Annotated in this window: 15 protein-coding genes; 2 read left to right on the top strand and 13 right to left on the bottom strand. The window is 74.4% G+C overall.

Annotation, left to right across the window (positions count from 1 at the left end):
- Positions 1-93: 93 nt before the first annotated feature.
- The 12 genes from pyrF to AC6CH9_RS05265 all read right to left on the bottom strand — a co-directional run bounded on the left by pyrF (position 94) and on the right by AC6CH9_RS05265 (position 12,370).
- Positions 94-963, bottom strand: a complete 870-nt coding sequence (gene pyrF, locus AC6CH9_RS05210) for an orotidine-5'-phosphate decarboxylase (protein ID WP_498153955.1) — start codon at positions 961-963, stop codon at positions 94-96.
- The gene (gene carB / locus AC6CH9_RS05215) at positions 960-4,331 is read right to left on the bottom strand and encodes a carbamoyl-phosphate synthase large subunit (protein ID WP_498153956.1); all 3,372 of its coding nucleotides are present in this window, start codon (positions 4,329-4,331) and stop codon (positions 960-962) included. Before carB ends, pyrF begins: the two co-directional genes overlap by 4 nt.
- Before the next feature lie 2 nt (positions 4,332-4,333).
- A complete protein-coding gene (gene carA / locus AC6CH9_RS05220) occupies positions 4,334-5,593 on the bottom strand; it encodes a glutamine-hydrolyzing carbamoyl-phosphate synthase small subunit (protein WP_498153957.1) in 1,260 nt (419 codons plus the stop codon).
- Positions 5,590-6,270, bottom strand: a complete 681-nt coding sequence (locus tag AC6CH9_RS05225; RefSeq protein WP_498153958.1) for a PH-like domain-containing protein — start codon at positions 6,268-6,270, stop codon at positions 5,590-5,592. Before AC6CH9_RS05225 ends, carA begins: the two co-directional genes overlap by 4 nt.
- Positions 6,267-7,631 carry a dihydroorotase gene (locus AC6CH9_RS05230; protein WP_498153959.1) on the bottom strand — a complete coding sequence of 455 codons (1,365 nt, stop codon included), beginning with the start codon at positions 7,629-7,631 and terminating at the stop codon, positions 6,267-6,269. The genes AC6CH9_RS05225 and AC6CH9_RS05230 overlap by 4 nt, the downstream gene beginning before the upstream one ends.
- A complete protein-coding gene (locus AC6CH9_RS05235) occupies positions 7,628-8,722 on the bottom strand; it encodes an aspartate carbamoyltransferase catalytic subunit (protein ID WP_498153960.1) in 1,095 nt (364 codons plus the stop codon). Before AC6CH9_RS05235 ends, AC6CH9_RS05230 begins: the two co-directional genes overlap by 4 nt.
- On the bottom strand, positions 8,719-9,381 hold the full coding sequence (gene pyrR, locus AC6CH9_RS05240) for a bifunctional pyr operon transcriptional regulator/uracil phosphoribosyltransferase PyrR (RefSeq protein ID WP_498153961.1): 663 nt from the start codon (positions 9,379-9,381) through the stop codon (positions 8,719-8,721). The genes AC6CH9_RS05235 and pyrR overlap by 4 nt, the downstream gene beginning before the upstream one ends.
- A gap of 186 nt (positions 9,382-9,567) precedes the next feature.
- Positions 9,568-9,987, bottom strand: a complete 420-nt coding sequence (nusB, locus tag AC6CH9_RS05245) for a transcription antitermination factor NusB (protein ID WP_047234233.1) — start codon at positions 9,985-9,987, stop codon at positions 9,568-9,570.
- A gap of 28 nt (positions 9,988-10,015) precedes the next feature.
- Positions 10,016-10,579 (bottom strand): elongation factor P, encoded by a 564-nt coding sequence (gene efp, locus AC6CH9_RS05250; RefSeq protein WP_021482610.1) that lies wholly within the window; start codon positions 10,577-10,579, stop codon positions 10,016-10,018.
- A 112-nt stretch (positions 10,580-10,691) separates the two neighbouring features.
- Positions 10,692-11,183, bottom strand: a complete 492-nt coding sequence (locus AC6CH9_RS05255; protein WP_498153962.1) for a hypothetical protein — start codon at positions 11,181-11,183, stop codon at positions 10,692-10,694.
- The gene (locus AC6CH9_RS05260; protein WP_498153963.1) at positions 11,180-11,830 is read right to left on the bottom strand and encodes a hypothetical protein; all 651 of its coding nucleotides are present in this window, start codon (positions 11,828-11,830) and stop codon (positions 11,180-11,182) included. Before AC6CH9_RS05260 ends, AC6CH9_RS05255 begins: the two co-directional genes overlap by 4 nt.
- Positions 11,831-11,923: 93 nt before the next feature.
- A complete protein-coding gene (locus AC6CH9_RS05265; RefSeq protein WP_498153964.1) occupies positions 11,924-12,370 on the bottom strand; it encodes a type II 3-dehydroquinate dehydratase in 447 nt (148 codons plus the stop codon).
- Positions 12,371-12,489: 119 nt separating this feature from the next.
- Between AC6CH9_RS05265 and AC6CH9_RS05270 the strand changes: the two genes are divergently transcribed.
- On the top strand, positions 12,490-12,636 hold the full coding sequence (locus tag AC6CH9_RS05270) for a hypothetical protein (protein ID WP_498153965.1): 147 nt from the start codon (positions 12,490-12,492) through the stop codon (positions 12,634-12,636).
- The gene (locus AC6CH9_RS05275; protein WP_498153966.1) at positions 12,633-13,418 is read left to right on the top strand and encodes a glycerophosphodiester phosphodiesterase family protein; all 786 of its coding nucleotides are present in this window, start codon (positions 12,633-12,635) and stop codon (positions 13,416-13,418) included. Before AC6CH9_RS05270 ends, AC6CH9_RS05275 begins: the two co-directional genes overlap by 4 nt.
- Positions 13,419-13,458: 40 nt before the next feature.
- Here AC6CH9_RS05275 and aroB read toward each other — a convergent pair whose 3' ends face one another.
- Positions 13,459-14,577, bottom strand: a complete 1,119-nt coding sequence (gene aroB / locus AC6CH9_RS05280; protein WP_498154124.1) for a 3-dehydroquinate synthase — start codon at positions 14,575-14,577, stop codon at positions 13,459-13,461.
- Positions 14,578-14,617 lie beyond the last annotated feature (40 nt).

Raw genomic sequence — 14,617 nt, forward strand, 5'->3', positions numbered from 1 at the left:
GCGCGACGACGACGCCCACGCCCACGCCCTGACGACGGCACGACGACGGGGCCGGCACCCGCAGGTGCCGGCCCCGCCGCCCGGGTCGGCCTCTCAGCCGCGCAGGGCCTGCGCCGCCTCGTCCGTGGCCGCGCGTGCCGCGGCGCGCAGGGCGTCGACGGTCGGTCCGGCGCGCAGGACGCCGCGCGACGAGGACGCGAGCACCTGGCGGCGCGCCTCCCCGAACACGGCCGCGAGCTCGGCCGCTCCCGCGCCCTGCGCACCCACGCCGGGGGCCAGGAGCGGGCCCTGCACCGCCGCGAGATCCGTGCCGGTGCGGGCCGCCGCGTCCGCGATCGTGGCGCCGACCACGAGCCCCACCGGGCCCAGCACGGCGCCCGACTCGACGACCGGCGCGTTGACCCGCGCGGCCTCGCGTGCCACGTGCGCCGCGACCGACTCCACGCCCGCGCCGGCGCCGCGCCGCGCGTGCTGCACCTCGGCCCCCTCGGGGTTCGAGGTGAGGCACAGCACGAACAGCCCGCGCCCGGTCTCCAGCGCGACGTCCACCGCGGGCTGGAGCGAGCCGAACCCGAGGTACGGGGAGACCGTCAGGGCGTCCGCCGCCAGCGGGGAGCCGTCGCGCAGGTACGCGTCGGCGTACGCGGCCATGGTCGAGCCGATGTCGCCGCGCTTGGCATCCATGATCGCGAGCGTGCCCGCCGCGCGGGCCGCCGCGAGGACCTCCTCGAGCGCCGCGACGCCGCGCGACCCGTGCCGCTCGAAGAACGCCGACTGCGGCTTCACCGCGGCCACGCGCCCGCCGACCGCCTCGACGACCCGCAGGCCGAACTCGCGCAGCCCCGCGGCGTCGTCGGTCAGGCCCCAGCCCGCGAGCAGGCCCGGGTGCGGGTCGATGCCCACGCACAGCGGACCGTGGTCGTCGGTCGCGGCCGCGAGGCGCGCGCCGAAGCCCCCGCTCACGCGCCCACCCGCTCCGCGGCGGCGGCCGGCAGCGTCACGCCGGCCGTCAGGCCCTCGCCCGCCATGTGCTCCTGGAGGCTGGCCACCGCGAACGGTCCCGCGAGGACCGCCTCGATGCCCTGCACCGCCGCGGCGAGCTGGTCGACCGTCGTCGCGATCGGCTTGTCGGCCGCCGTCGTGGCCGCGCGGATCTCGTAGCCATCGGCGCGCGCGCCCTGGCCGGACGGCGTGTTGATCACCATGTCCACCTCGCCGGCCGTGATGAGGTCGACGATCGTCGGCTCGCCGTCCGCCCCGCGGCCCGCGGAGAACTTGCGCACCACGCGCGACGCGATGCCGTTGCGGCGCAGCACGCTCGACGTCCCGTCCGTCGCGAGGATCTCGAACCCGAGCTCCGCGAGGCGCTTGACCGGGAAGACGATCGAGCGCTTGTCGCGGTCGGCGACGGAGACGAACACACGGCCCGACGTCGGCAGCCCGCCGAACGCGGCGGCCTGCGACTTGGCGAACGCGTGCGGGAAGTCGCGGTCGAAGCCCATGACCTCGCCCGTGGAGCGCATCTCCGGGCCGAGCACCGTGTCCACGACCACGCCGTCCGCGGTGCGGAAGCGCTTGAACGGCAGGACCGCCTCCTTGACCGCGATCGGCGCGTCCAGCGGCAGGGTGCCGCCGTCACCGTCGGCGGGCAGCACGCCCGCGGCACGCAGCTCGGCGATCGACTCGCCCGCCATCACGCGCGCCGCGGCCTTCGCGAGCGACGTGCCCGTCGCCTTCGAGACGAACGGCACCGTGCGCGACGCGCGGGGGTTGGCCTCCAGGACGTAGAGCACGTCGGAGACGAGCGCGTACTGCACGTTGAGCAGGCCGCGCACGCCGACGCCCTTCGCGATGGCCTCGGTCGAGCGGCGGATGCGCTCGATCTCCTGCTCCGAGAGCGACACGGGCGGCAGGACGCACGCCGAGTCGCCCGAGTGGATGCCCGCCTCCTCGATGTGCTCCATCACGCCCCCGAGGAACAGCTCGGTGCCGTCGTAGAGCGCGTCGACGTCGATCTCCATCGCGTCGTCGAGGAAGCGGTCGATGAGCAGCGGCGCGGGCAGCGTCCCGGCCGTGCGGTCCTCGGCGGCGGCCGCGGCCAGCGCGCGCTCGACGTAGCCCGTGAGCTGCTCGGCCGAGTACACGATCTCCATGCCGCGCCCACCGAGCACGTAGGACGGGCGCACGAGCACCGGGTAGCCGATGCCGGCCGCGACGTCCTTCGCCTCGTCCAGCGAGCGCGCCGTGCCGAACGCCGGGGCGGGCAGGCCCGCCTCGACGAGCACGCGGCCGAACTCGCCGCGGTCCTCCGCGGCGTCGATCGCCTCGGGGCTCGTGCCGAGGATCGGCAGGCCCGCGTCCGCGAGGCGCTGCGCGAGCGCGAGCGGCGTCTGCCCGCCGAGCTGGACGATGATGCCCTTGACCGGCCCGGCGGCGAGCTCGGCCTGGTAGACCTCGAGCACGTCCTCGAACGTCAGCGGCTCGAAGTAGAGGCGGTCGGACGTGTCGTAGTCCGTCGAGACCGTCTCCGGGTTGCAGTTCACCATGACCGTCTCGTAGCGCTCGCGCAGCGTGAGCGCGGCGTGCACGCACGAGTAGTCGAACTCGATGCCCTGGCCGATGCGGTTGGGGCCCGAGCCGAGGATGATCACGGCCTCGCGCTCGCGCGGGGCGACCTCGGTCTCCAGGTCGTACGACGAGTAGTGGTACGGCGTGCGGGCGGCGAACTCGGCCGCGCACGTGTCGACCGTCTTGTAGACGGGGCGCACGCCGAGCGCGTAGCGCACCTCGCGCACCGTGGCCTCGCCGGCCGGACCCATGCCGCGCAGGCGCGCGACCTGCGCGTCGGACAGGCCGTGCTTCTTCGCCTCGCGCAGCACGTCCTCCGTGAGCGCGGGTGCGTCGGCGACTGCCGCCGCGACCTCGTTGACCAGCTGGATCTGGTCGAGGTACCACGGGTCGATCTTCGTGGCCTCGAACACCTGCTCGACGCTGGCGCCGGCGCGCAGCGCCTGCTGGACGCCGATGATGCGGTTCTCCGTGGGGCGCGCGATGCGCACGAGCAGCTCGTCGAGGTCCGCGCCCGAGACGGGCTCGCCGTCCCAGTGGAACACCGAGCCGCCCTTGTCGATCGAGCGCAGCGCCTTGCCGAGCGCCTCGGTGAAGTTGCGCCCGAGCGCCATGGCCTCGCCGACGGACTTCATGGTCGTCGTGAGCGTCGGGTCCGCGGCGGGGAACTTCTCGAACGCGAACCGGGGCACCTTGACGACGACGTAGTCGAGCGTGGGCTCGAACGAGGCCGGCGTGACCTGCGTGATGTCGTTGGGGATCTCGTCGAGCGTGTAGCCGACGGCGAGCTTCGCCGCGATCTTCGCGATGGGGAAGCCGGTCGCCTTGGACGCGAGAGCGGACGAGCGCGAGACGCGCGGGTTCATCTCGATGACGATGATGCGGCCCGTGTCCGGGTCGACGGCGAACTGGATGTTGCAGCCGCCCGTGTCGACGCCGACCTCGCGGATCACGGCGATGCCGATGTCGCGCAGCTTCTGGTACTCGCGGTCCGTGAGCGTCAGCGACGGCGCCACCGTGATCGAGTCGCCCGTGTGCACACCGACGGGGTCGACGTTCTCGATCGAGCACACGACCACGACGTTGTCGTGCTTGTCGCGCATGAGCTCGAGCTCGTACTCCTTCCAGCCGAGGATCGACTCCTCGAGGAGCACCTCGGTCACCGGGGAGTAGTGCAGGCCCTGCCCGACGATGCGGCGCAGCTCCTCCTCGTCGTACGCGAAGCCCGAGCCGAGGCCGCCCATCGTGAAGGACGGCCGCACGACCATCGGGTAGCCGAGGTCGCCCGCGGCCGCGATCGCCTCGTCGACCGTGTGCACGATGACCGAGCGCGCCGACTCGCCGCCGCACTTCTCGACGACGTCCTTGAACTGCTGGCGGTCCTCGCCCTTCTGGATCGCCTCGATGTTCGCGCCGATGAGCTCGACGCCGTACTCCGCGAGGACCCCCGCCTCGTCGAGCGCGATCGCCGCGTTGAGCGCGGTCTGCCCGCCGAGCGTGGGCAGCAGCGCGTCCGGGCGCTCCTTCGCGATGATCGAGGTGAGCACCTCGGTCGTGATGGGCTCGACGTAGGTCGCGTCGGCGAACTCGGGGTCGGTCATGATCGTGGCCGGGTTCGAGTTCACGAGGACGACCCGCAGGCCCTCCTCCTTGAGCACGCGGCACGCCTGGGTGCCGGAGTAGTCGAACTCGCACGCCTGGCCGATGACGATCGGGCCGGACCCGATGACCAGGACGCTGGAGATGTCGGTTCTGCGAGGCACGGTCAGCTCTCCTTGGTGTTCTGGTCGGCGGCTGCGGAGCTCTCGGCGCGTCGGGACGCCATGAGCTCGACGAAGCGGTCGAAGAGGTACGCGGCGTCGTGGGGGCCGGCCGCGGCCTCGGGGTGGTACTGGACGGAGAAGGCGGGCAGGTCGAGGCACTCGAGCCCCTCGACCACCTGGTCGTTGAGCCCGACGTGGGACACGACGACGCGCCCGTAGCGCCCGCCGTCGTGCGGGGCGACGGACTCGCCGTCGAGCGGCGCGTCCACGGCGAACCCGTGGTTGTGCGCGGTGACCTCGACCTTGCCGGTGCGGCGGTCCATGACGGGCTGGTTGATGCCGCGGTGGCCGTACGCGAGCTTGTACGTGCCGTAGCCGAGCGCGCGCCCGAGGATCTGGTTGCCGAAGCAGATGCCGAAGAACGGGGTGCCGCGGTCCAGGACGCCGCGCAGCAGCTCGACCTCGTGCGTCGCCGCCCCGGGGTCGCCCGGGCCGTTGGAGAAGAACACGCCGTCGGGCGCGTACGCCTCGATGTCCTCGATCGTCGACGCGGCGGGGACCACGTGCACCCGCACGCCACGCTGGGCGAGGCGCTGCGGGGTCATGGACTTGATGCCGAGGTCGACGGCGACGACCGTCGCGACGGGCTCGCCGTCCGGCGTCGTGCCCTCGAAGGGCTCGACGACGTACGCCTCCTCGGTACTCACCTCGCGCGCCAGGTCTGCGCCGGCCATCGCGGGCGCGGCCTGCACCTCGGCGACGAGGTCCTCGACCGTGCGCGGGTAGCCGTCGCGCACGAGCGCGTCGCCCGAGAAGATCCCGGCGCGCATCACGCCGAGCTCGCGCAGGTGGCGCGTGAGGGCGCGCGTGTCGACGTCGCTGATGCCGACGACGCCCTGCGCCGCGAGCTCCTCGTCGAGGGTCCGCTGCGCGCGCCAGCTCGACGCACGACGGGCGGCGTCGCGCACGACGTACCCGGCGACCCAGATCTTGCCCGACTCGGGGTCCTCGTCGTTGACGCCCGTGTTCCCGATGTGGGGGGCCGTCATGACGACGATCTGGCGGTGGTAGGACGGGTCGGTGAGCGTCTCCTGGTAGCCGGTCATGCCGGTGTTGAAGACGATCTCGCCGACCGTGGTGCCGCGCGCGCCGTAGGCGCGCCCGGTCTGCACGGTCCCGTCCTCGAGGACGATCAGGGCCCGGTCGGCGGGCGGTGCGGTGGCGGAGACCTGGGTGGTCGCTGTGTTCACTGAGGCGGTCACGGTGCTTCCTCGTCGTTCTCGTCGGTGCCGGGTGTCGCGCTCTCGCGCGTCGGCGCCGGGTCTGCGGGGTCTGCGGGGGCGGCGCCGCGCGGCGCCCCGGGTCGTCGCTCGTGGGACCCGCCGTCGGTTCGTCCGGCGAGGCCCTGGACGGCCTCCAGGAGACGCGCGACGTCGTGGTCGTGACGGGGCAGGAGGCCGGTGTCGAGCCGCACCTCGGGGTTCGCCGGAGCCTCGGTGGCGTCGGCGGGGACGGGCTCCGCGGGCACGGTCCACGTCACGACGACGATGGCCTCCTTGCCGACGAACTTGCCGGCCATGCCCGGCGTGAGGGCCGCGCCCCCGACCGCGGCGGCGGGCACCCACACGTCCGGGGCGCCGCTGCGCGCGACGTGCAGGCCGCCGTCGTGCACGGTGACCTGGGCCTGGGAGCGGTCGCCGAGGCCGTGGGCACCGACGCGGGCGAGCCAGTCGCCCGCGAGCGTGCTGGACACGTAGAGCGCGTCGAGCGGCCCGAGGAGCACCGCGCCCCGCGCCGCTTCGGCGGGCGCCGCCGGCGGCGTCGGGACGACGCCTGCCGAGCGCCGGACGAGCCGGCCGCGGCCGACGAGGACGAGCGTCAGGAGGACGACGCCGAGGACGACCCAGATGCCGACCGCGACGGGCTGGGGCAGGTTCACGCCCGCACCCCCCGCGTGCCGGCACCCGCCGGGACGGGCGTGCCGTCGAGCACCGTGGCGCGCCCACGCAGGAACGTCGCGACGACGGCGCCGGGAAGCTCGCGGCCCTGGAACGGCGTGTTGGTGCTCGCCGTGACCTGGCCCCCGCCGTCGACGACGCGGCGCGCGGCCGGGTCGACGAGCGTGACGTTCGCCGGCTCGCCGACCTCGAGCGGACGCCCCTGGGCGCGCTCGCCGGTGTCGATCCGACCGATGCGGGCGGGTGCGCCGGACAGCACGCGCGCGACGTCGGCCCACGTCATGCGTCCGGTGTCGACCATGGTCTGCTGCACGACGCTCAGCGCCGTCTCGAGGCCCGTCATGCCGAACGCGGCCGCGGCCCACTCGCAGTCCTTGTCCTCGCGCGCGTGCGGCGCGTGGTCGGTCGCGACGATGTCGATCGTCCCGTCCGCGAGACCCTCGCGGACCGCCTCGACGTCCGCGGCGGTGCGCAGCGGCGGGTTGACCTTGAAGGTCGGGTCGTAGCCGCGCGCCAGGTCGTCGGTGAGGACGAGGTGGTGGGGCGTGACCTCGGCGGTGACGTCGATGCCGCGGCCCTTGGCCCAGCGCACGATCTCGACCGAGCCCGCGGTCGACAGGTGGCACACGTGCAGGCGCGACCCGACGTGCTCCGCGAGGAGCACGTCGCGCGCGATGATCGCCTCCTCGGCGACCGCGGGCCAGCCCGCGAGGCCCAGCTCGGCCGACATGACGCCCTCGTTCATCTGGGCGCCCTCGGTGAGGCGCGGCTCCTGCGCGTGCTGGGCGACGACGCCGTCGAACGCCTTGACGTACTCCAGGGCCCGGCGCATGAGGATCGGGTCGTCGACGCACTTCCCGTCGTCCGAGAACACGCGCACGCGGGCCGCGGAGTCGGCCATGGCCCCGAGCTCGGCGAGCTGCTGGCCCGCGAGCCCGACGGAGACCGCCCCGACCGGGTGCACGTCGACCCAGCCCGCGTCGCGCCCGAGGCGCCACACCTGCTCGACGACGCCGGCCGTGTCCGCGACGGGCGTCGTGTTGGCCATGGCGTGGACGGCCGTGAACCCGCCCGCCGCGGCGGCACGCGTGCCGGACTCGATCGTCTCGGCGTCCTCGCGGCCCGGCTCGCGCAGGTGGGTGTGCAGGTCGACCAGGCCGGGCAGCGCCACGAGGCCGGTCGCGTCGACGACGACGGTCTCGCCGTACTCGGACCCGGCGAGCGCGGCGCCGACCGGCGCGATCTCGGCGATCACGCCGCCGGAGAGCACGAGGTCGACGGGGTCGCCGCCCAGCGGGCGCGCGCCGCGCAGGACGTACGTGGTGGTTGCGGCGCTGCTCACGAGGCGGGGACCCTTTCGACGGCGGGGACGGGCTGGGCGGGCGACAGCGGCGCGGCGGCCGCCGGGGCGGCGTCGGCCTCGTCGCTGCCCGCGAGGAGGAGGTACAGCACGGCCATGCGCACGGCGACGCCGTTCGCGACCTGCTCGACGATGACGGCGCGCGGCGAGTCCGCCGCCTGCGCGGAGATCTCGAGCCCGCGGTTCATCGGGCCGGGGTGCATGACGATCGCGTGCTCGGCGAGCAGCCCGAGGCGCCGGGCGTCGAGCCCGTACTTACGGCTGTACTCGAGCGGGTTGGGGAAGAACGCTCCCCCGCCCGCTCCCGAGCCGCTCATGCGCTCGCGCTGGACGCGCAGCATCATCACGGCGTCCGGGCCGCCGTGCGCGGTGTCGCCCGCCAGGGTCGCGTCGAGGTCGTAGGAGACCTCGCACGGCCACGTCTGGACGCCGACCGGCAGGAGCGTCGGCGGGGCGACGAGCGTCACGCGCGCGCCGAGCGTGTGCAGCAGGTGCACGTTGGAGCGCGCGACGCGCGAGTGCAGCACGTCGCCGACGATCGCCACGTGCCGCCCGTCGAGGCCCGCGCCGCGCGCGGCCGCGTCGTCCGGCCCGCTCGCGCCGGGGGCGGTGAGCCCCGTCCCGGAAAGGTGGCGGCGCAGCGTGTACGCGTCGAGCAGCGCCTGCGTCGGGTGCTGGTGCGTGCCGTCGCCGGCGTTGAGGACCGCGGCGTCGAGCCAGCCCGCGTGGGCGAGCAGGTGCGGGGCCCCGGAGGCCTGGTGGCGGACGACGACCGCGTCCGCGCCCATTGCCTGCAGGGTCAGCGCGGTGTCCTTGAGCGACTCGCCCTTGGACACGCTCGAGCCCTTGGCCGAGAAGTTGATGACGTCGGCCGACAGGCGCTTGGCCGCCGTCTCGAACGAGATGCGGGTGCGCGTCGAGTCCTCGTAGAAGAGGTTGACGACGGTACGCCCGCGCAGCGTCGGGAGCTTCTTGATCTCGCGTGCCTGCGTCGCGGCCATCTGCGCGGCCGTGTCGAGGATGCGCACCGCGTCGGCGCGGGCGAGGTCCTGGGTGGACAGCAGGTGCCTCATGCGCGGGCCTCCGTCCCGGGGACGGCGGACCGGATGACGACGGCGTCCGCCGGGGCGTCCCCGTCCGCGGGCGCGCCGTCGATCTCGGCGAGGCGCACGCTGACGCGCTCGGACGTCGAGGTGGGCAGGTTCTTGCCGACGAAGTCGGGCCGGATCGGCAGCTCGCGGTGGCCGCGGTCCACGAGCGCGGCGAGCTGCACGGCGCGCGGGCGGCCGAGGTCGCTGATCGCGTCGAGCGCGGCCCGGATCGTGCGCCCGGAGTACAGGACGTCGTCGACGAGGACCACGACCTTGCCGTCGATGCCCGACGCGGGCAGCCGCGTCGCGCCGATCGTGCGCGTCGGGTGCCGGTGGAGGTCGTCGCGGTACATCGTGACGTCGAGCTCGCCGACGATGTCGTGGGGGTCGGGCGCGCCGTCGGCGGGCGTCCCCTCGATCGCGGCGAGGCGCTCGGCGAGCCGCGTCGCGAGCGGGACGCCGCGCGTCGGGATCCCGAGGAGGACGAGGTCGTGGGCCCCCTTGTTGCGCTCCACGATCTCGTGGGCGATGCGCGTCAGCGCGCGGGAGATGTCGGCGGCCGTCAGGACGACGGTCCCGACTTCGGGCGTCGCCTCAGGGGTCGATGGGGGTGGTGCGGGCACAGCAGCGCCAGAGCTCATGTCCGGCGACCTCCTTCCCCGCCTCACGGGACGGGCCTTAAAGGATGTCTGACGGTCACCCACCCTACCGCCGCGCGCCGCGGCGGCGGGTACGCGTCCCGCCGGATAAGACGCGGCGTCGGTCACACCCGTGACCGACGCCGCGTCGAGAGGTCGTGCCGACCCCGCAGCGGGGCCGTGGAACGCTCAGGCCGTGATCGTCGGCTTCATCTCGACGATGCGTGCGAGCAGCCCGTTGACGAACGACGGCGAGTCGTCGGTCGACAGGGAGCGCGCGAGGTCGACGGCCTCGTCGATCGCGACGACGTCCGGGACGTCGTCGTTGAAGAGGATCTCCCACCCGCCGATGCGCAGCAGGGCCCGGTCGACCGCCGGCATCCGCTCGAGCGTCCACCCGTGGGAGTACGTCTCGAGGAGCTCGTCGATGCGGTCGCGGTGCGCGAGCACGCCCTCGACGATGTCGACCGCGTACTGCGGCAGGGCGGTCTGCGCGGTGCCGGGGTCGGCGACGCGCTCCGCGAGGAGGGTCGTCGGGTCCACCTGACGCTGCTCCGCCTCGAAGAGGACGTCGAGCGCGCGCTTGCGCGCCTTGGTGCGTGCGGCCATGTGTGTCGTCAGCCCGTCGTGCCGGCGGTCAGTCGTTCACGCGGCCGAGGTACGAGCCGTCGCGCGTGTCGACCTTGACCTTGGTGCCCTGCTCGAGGAAGAGCGGGACCTGGATCTGCGCCCCCGTCTCGAGCGTCGCCGGCTTGGTGCCGCCCGTGGAGCGGTCACCCTGGAGGCCGGGCTCGGTGTACGTGATCTCGAGGACGACCGAGGCCGGGAGCTCGATGTAGAGCGGCTGGCCGTCGTTGGACGCGATGAGCACGTTCTGGTTCTCGAGCATGTAGTCCTTGGCGTCGCCCACGATCTCGGCCCCGACCGTGATCTGGTCGTACGTCGAGGTGTCCATGAACACGTAGTCCGCGCCGTCCTGGTACAGGTACTGGAAGTCGCGGCGGTCGACGTTGGCCGTCTCGATCTTGAGACCGGCGTTGAACGTCTTGTCGATCGTCTTGCCCGTCATGACGTTCTTGATCTTGGTGCGGACGAACGCGCCACCCTTGCCGGGCTTGACGTGCTGGAACTCGATCACGGTCCACAGCTGGCCGTCGAGTCGCAGCACGGTGCCGTTCTTGATGTCGTTGGTGGTCGCCACGTTCGTCTTCCTGTCGGAGGGTCTACGGGCTCCGCGGCACCGGACGACGCGAGTCGACCGGGCGCACGAGGGCGGAGCGGGAAATGGGCCTTGACGATCTTACCGGAGCGTCCTACCCCAGCGCGACGAGGACCGCGTTCGCCGCGACGCCGACCGTCGCCGCCCAGCACATCGAGGCGAGCGTCCCGATGACGAAGCGCTCGGACGCGACGGGGTGCTCGCGCAGCTCCGGGTAGCGCCCCAGGCCCTTGATCGCGACGACGAAGGCGATCCCGCCGGGCTCGCCGGCGAGCAGGCAGCCCGTGATCGCGAACCGCTCGAGGATCCCGATCCACGTGCCGCCCCGCAGCGCCTTGACGGCCTCCGTCCCGATGGGCCCCGTCGCCGGCGGCGGGGGCGGGGGCACCGGGACGGCCGCCGGGTCGGCGGCACCCGTCGCGGCCCGGGGTCGCGCGGCGCGGCCGGGGCGCCGACGGGCCGGGTCGCCCGCGCGCGCCGCGGCACGCAGCACCCACTGCGTCACCAGGCCTCCCCCGAGCACGCTCGCGGCGAGCGCGACGACCCACACCACGACCACCAGCACGACCGACACCGGGTCCGTCATTCCCTGTCCTCCCGCCGTTCCTCCGGCGGCTCGCCCCGACGACTCGGGCAGAGCTCGCCGAGCAGCCTCGCGACCACGGGCCGCACCGCCGCCTCCTCGGGCCACAGCGCCGCACGCAGCCGCTGGCTGACCGCCTGCTCGGACACCCCGAGCGCACGGGCCACATCCTTCTGGGTGCCGCCCACACGCGCGAGCGTGTCGACCGCCTCCCACCCCGGCGCGGTCCGCCGGTCCACGACCGCGGCGAGCAGGCGCAGGAGCGCCTCGACCTCGGCGGCACGCGCGGCCGGCTCGCCGCGGACGGCGACGGGCGCCGTGGCCGCACGCGACTTGGCCTGCTCGACCGCCTCGCGCGCCCGCACGAACGCCTCGCCCGACGCCTCGCGCGAGACCGCGGGCAGCGGCTGGTCGACGGCCCCCGCACCGACGCCGACGCTCCAGCCGCCGTCACGCAGCAGGTCGAGCACCGCGTCGACCACCGTCGCCGGGTCGTCGAGCACGCCCTGGACCTCGTCGCCCACCGTCCGGTCGAACGGGACCACGAGCCCGGGCCGACCGGCCAGGAGCACCTCGAGGCGCGCGAGCACCTCGGGCACGCGGTCGCGGTGACCGGTGCTCCCCCGCTGGTCGACGGTCAGGACGAACATGAGATCCAGGCTAAACCCTTGAGATGAACAGATCAAGCATGAGGACTTGATAAGACGAGATCAAGGACACGCGGAGCCGACGAGATCGCCCGGTCAGCCGCGCAGGCGAGCCGCGAGCGCCTCGAGCGCGAGCCGGTACGAGTCGAACCCGAACCCCGCGATCGTGCCGGTCGCGACCGCCCCGACGACGGAGTGGCTGCGGAACGCCTCGCGCGACGCAGGGTTGCTCAGGTGCACCTCGACGAGCAGGAGGCCGGAGGTCGTGACCTGCGCCGCGGCGTCGCGCACCGCGTAGGAGTAGTGCGTGAACGCGGCCGGGTTGAGCACCACGTGGGCGCGGGCGTCGACGGCCTCGTGGAGCCATCCCACGAGCTCGGACTCGTCGTCGGTCTGCCGCACGTCGACCGTGAGGCCGAGGGCGCTCGCCCACGCGAGGGCGGACTCCTGGAGGTCGGCCATCGATGCCGAGCCGTAGATCTCCGGCTCGCGCACACCGAGCCGGCCGAGGTTGGGTCCGTTGAGGACCAGCACGCGTTCCATGGCGCCCGAGCCTAGCGGCGCAGCCTCCGTCCGTGCCGCGCGGGCTCGTCCCGTGACCGGACCACGGGGCGGGCGCCGCTCGACGAGCGTCGGGCGGCGCCGTCGTGCACGCTGGCCGGGTGAGCCTCTCCGCCGTCCCCCGTGCCCGCCGGGTCCGGCACGTGCCCACCGCGGGGCGGCAGCCGCTCGGGCTTCCGGTGCGGCGCCCGGGCGGCACCGCGGGCGTCAGCAGGCTCGTCGACCGCACCGCCCGGGGGCCGGCGTGAGCGCCGCGACGAGCCGTTCCGGCAGCGGCTACCTGGAGGCGCCGTTCGTCGCGCTCGCGCACCGCGGGTTCTCGCGCGAGGGCCTGGAGAACTCGATGGCGGCGTTCGCCGCCGCTCGCGACCTCGGGCTGCGGTACGTCGAGACGGACGCCCACGCGACGTCGGACGGCGTGGCCGTCGCGCTCCACGACGCGTCGCTGGACCGCACGACGGACGCGCACGGGCTCGTGGCCGACCTCCCGTGGCGCACCGTGCGCGCGGCGCGGATCGGCGGGACGGAGCCGGTGCCGTCGCTCGAGGACGTGCTGGGCACGTGGCCGGACCTGCGGGTGAACGTCGACGTGAAGTCGGCGGCGGCCGCCGAGCCCGTCGCCCGGGCGATCGAGCGCACACGTGCGCACGACCGCGTGTGCGTCGCGTCGTTCGCGGCCTCGCGCCGGGAGGCGACCGTGGCGCGGCTGTCGCGCCCTGTGACGGTCTCGGGCGCGCGCGGGGCGGTGGTCGGCATGCTCCTCGCCGGTCGAGCGCGGGCCGACGCTCTGGCCCGCCGCGCGGCCCGGTCGGTGGACTGCCTGCAGGTCCCCGTGCGCGGGGGCTGGGTGCGCGTCGTCGACTCGGGGTTCGTCCGGGCCGCGCACCGGGCAGGTGTCGCGGTGCACGCGTGGACGGTGAACGACCGCGCGACGATGCACCGGCTGCTCGACCTCGGGGTCGACGGGATCGTCACCGACCGCGCCGACCTGCTGCGCGACGTGCTCCGCGCGCGAGGGCTGTGGGCGTGACCGGACCGGCCCGCGCCGACCGACGCGCGGACGCGGCGCGTCAGAGCGCGACGGGGCCGCGTCCCACCGGGGCGTCGGCCGCGATCTCGGCGTAGGCCGCCGCGAGGAGCGTCGGGTCCGGGCCCTCGAGCCGGGTGGGGCGCGCGACGTCGTCGAGCACGACGAAGCGCAGGAGGTCGCCACGCGACTTCTTGTCGCGGCGCATGGCGGACAGGAGCTGCTCCCAGCGGTCGCCGCGGTACGTGAGCGGCAGGCCGAGCGAGCCGAGGATCGCGCGGTGCCGCTCGACGACCGCGTCGTCGAGCTTCCCCGCGAGGCGCGACAGCTCGGCTGCGAACACCATGCCGACGGAGACCGCGGCGCCGTGGCGCCACTGGTAGCGCTCCGTGAGCTCGACGGCGTGGCCCAGCGTGTGCCCGTAGTTGAGGATCTCGCGCAGGCCCGCCTCCTTGAGGTCCTCCCCCACGACGCGTGCCTTGACCGCGATCGAGCGCTCCACGAGCTCGGCGACGACAGCCCACGTCTCGTCCGTCGTCGGGCGGGTGCCCCAGCCGCTCAGCGCGTCCGCGTGCTCCTCGACGAGCTCGAGGATGCGCTCGTCCGCGATGAAGCCCGTCTTGACGACCTCCGCCATGCCGGCGACGAAGTCCCAGCGCCCGAGGGACTCGAGCGCCGCGAGGTCGCACAGCACGCCCGCGGGCGGGTGGAACGACCCGACGAGGTTCTTGCCCTCGGCGGTGTTGATGCCCGTCTTGCCGCCGACGGCAGCGTCGACCATCGCGAGCAGCGTCGTCGGCACGTGCACCACGCGGATGCCGCGCAGCCACGTCGCGGCCACGAACCCGCCGAGGTCGGTCGTCGCGCCGCCGCCGACCGTGACGACCGCGTCCGTGCGCGTGAAGTCCAGCTGCCCGAGCACGCCCCACAGGAACGCCGCGACCTGCGCGGTCTTGGCCTCCTCCGCGTCCGGGACCTCGGCGACGTACGCCTCGTAGCCCGAGGCCTTGAGGTCCTCGTGGACGACCTCGGCCGTGGCGGCGAGGGCCGCGGGGTGGACCACGAGCACGCGGCGCACCCGGTCACCGAGCATGGTGGGGAGCTCGCCGAGCAGGTGCCGGCCCACGACGACGTCGTACGGCTGGTCCCCGGCGACCCGCACGCGCGTCGGCGCGGGGCGCTCGTCCGTCGGCCCGGCGACG

The organism is Cellulosimicrobium sp. GQ32, from assembly GCF_059758455.1.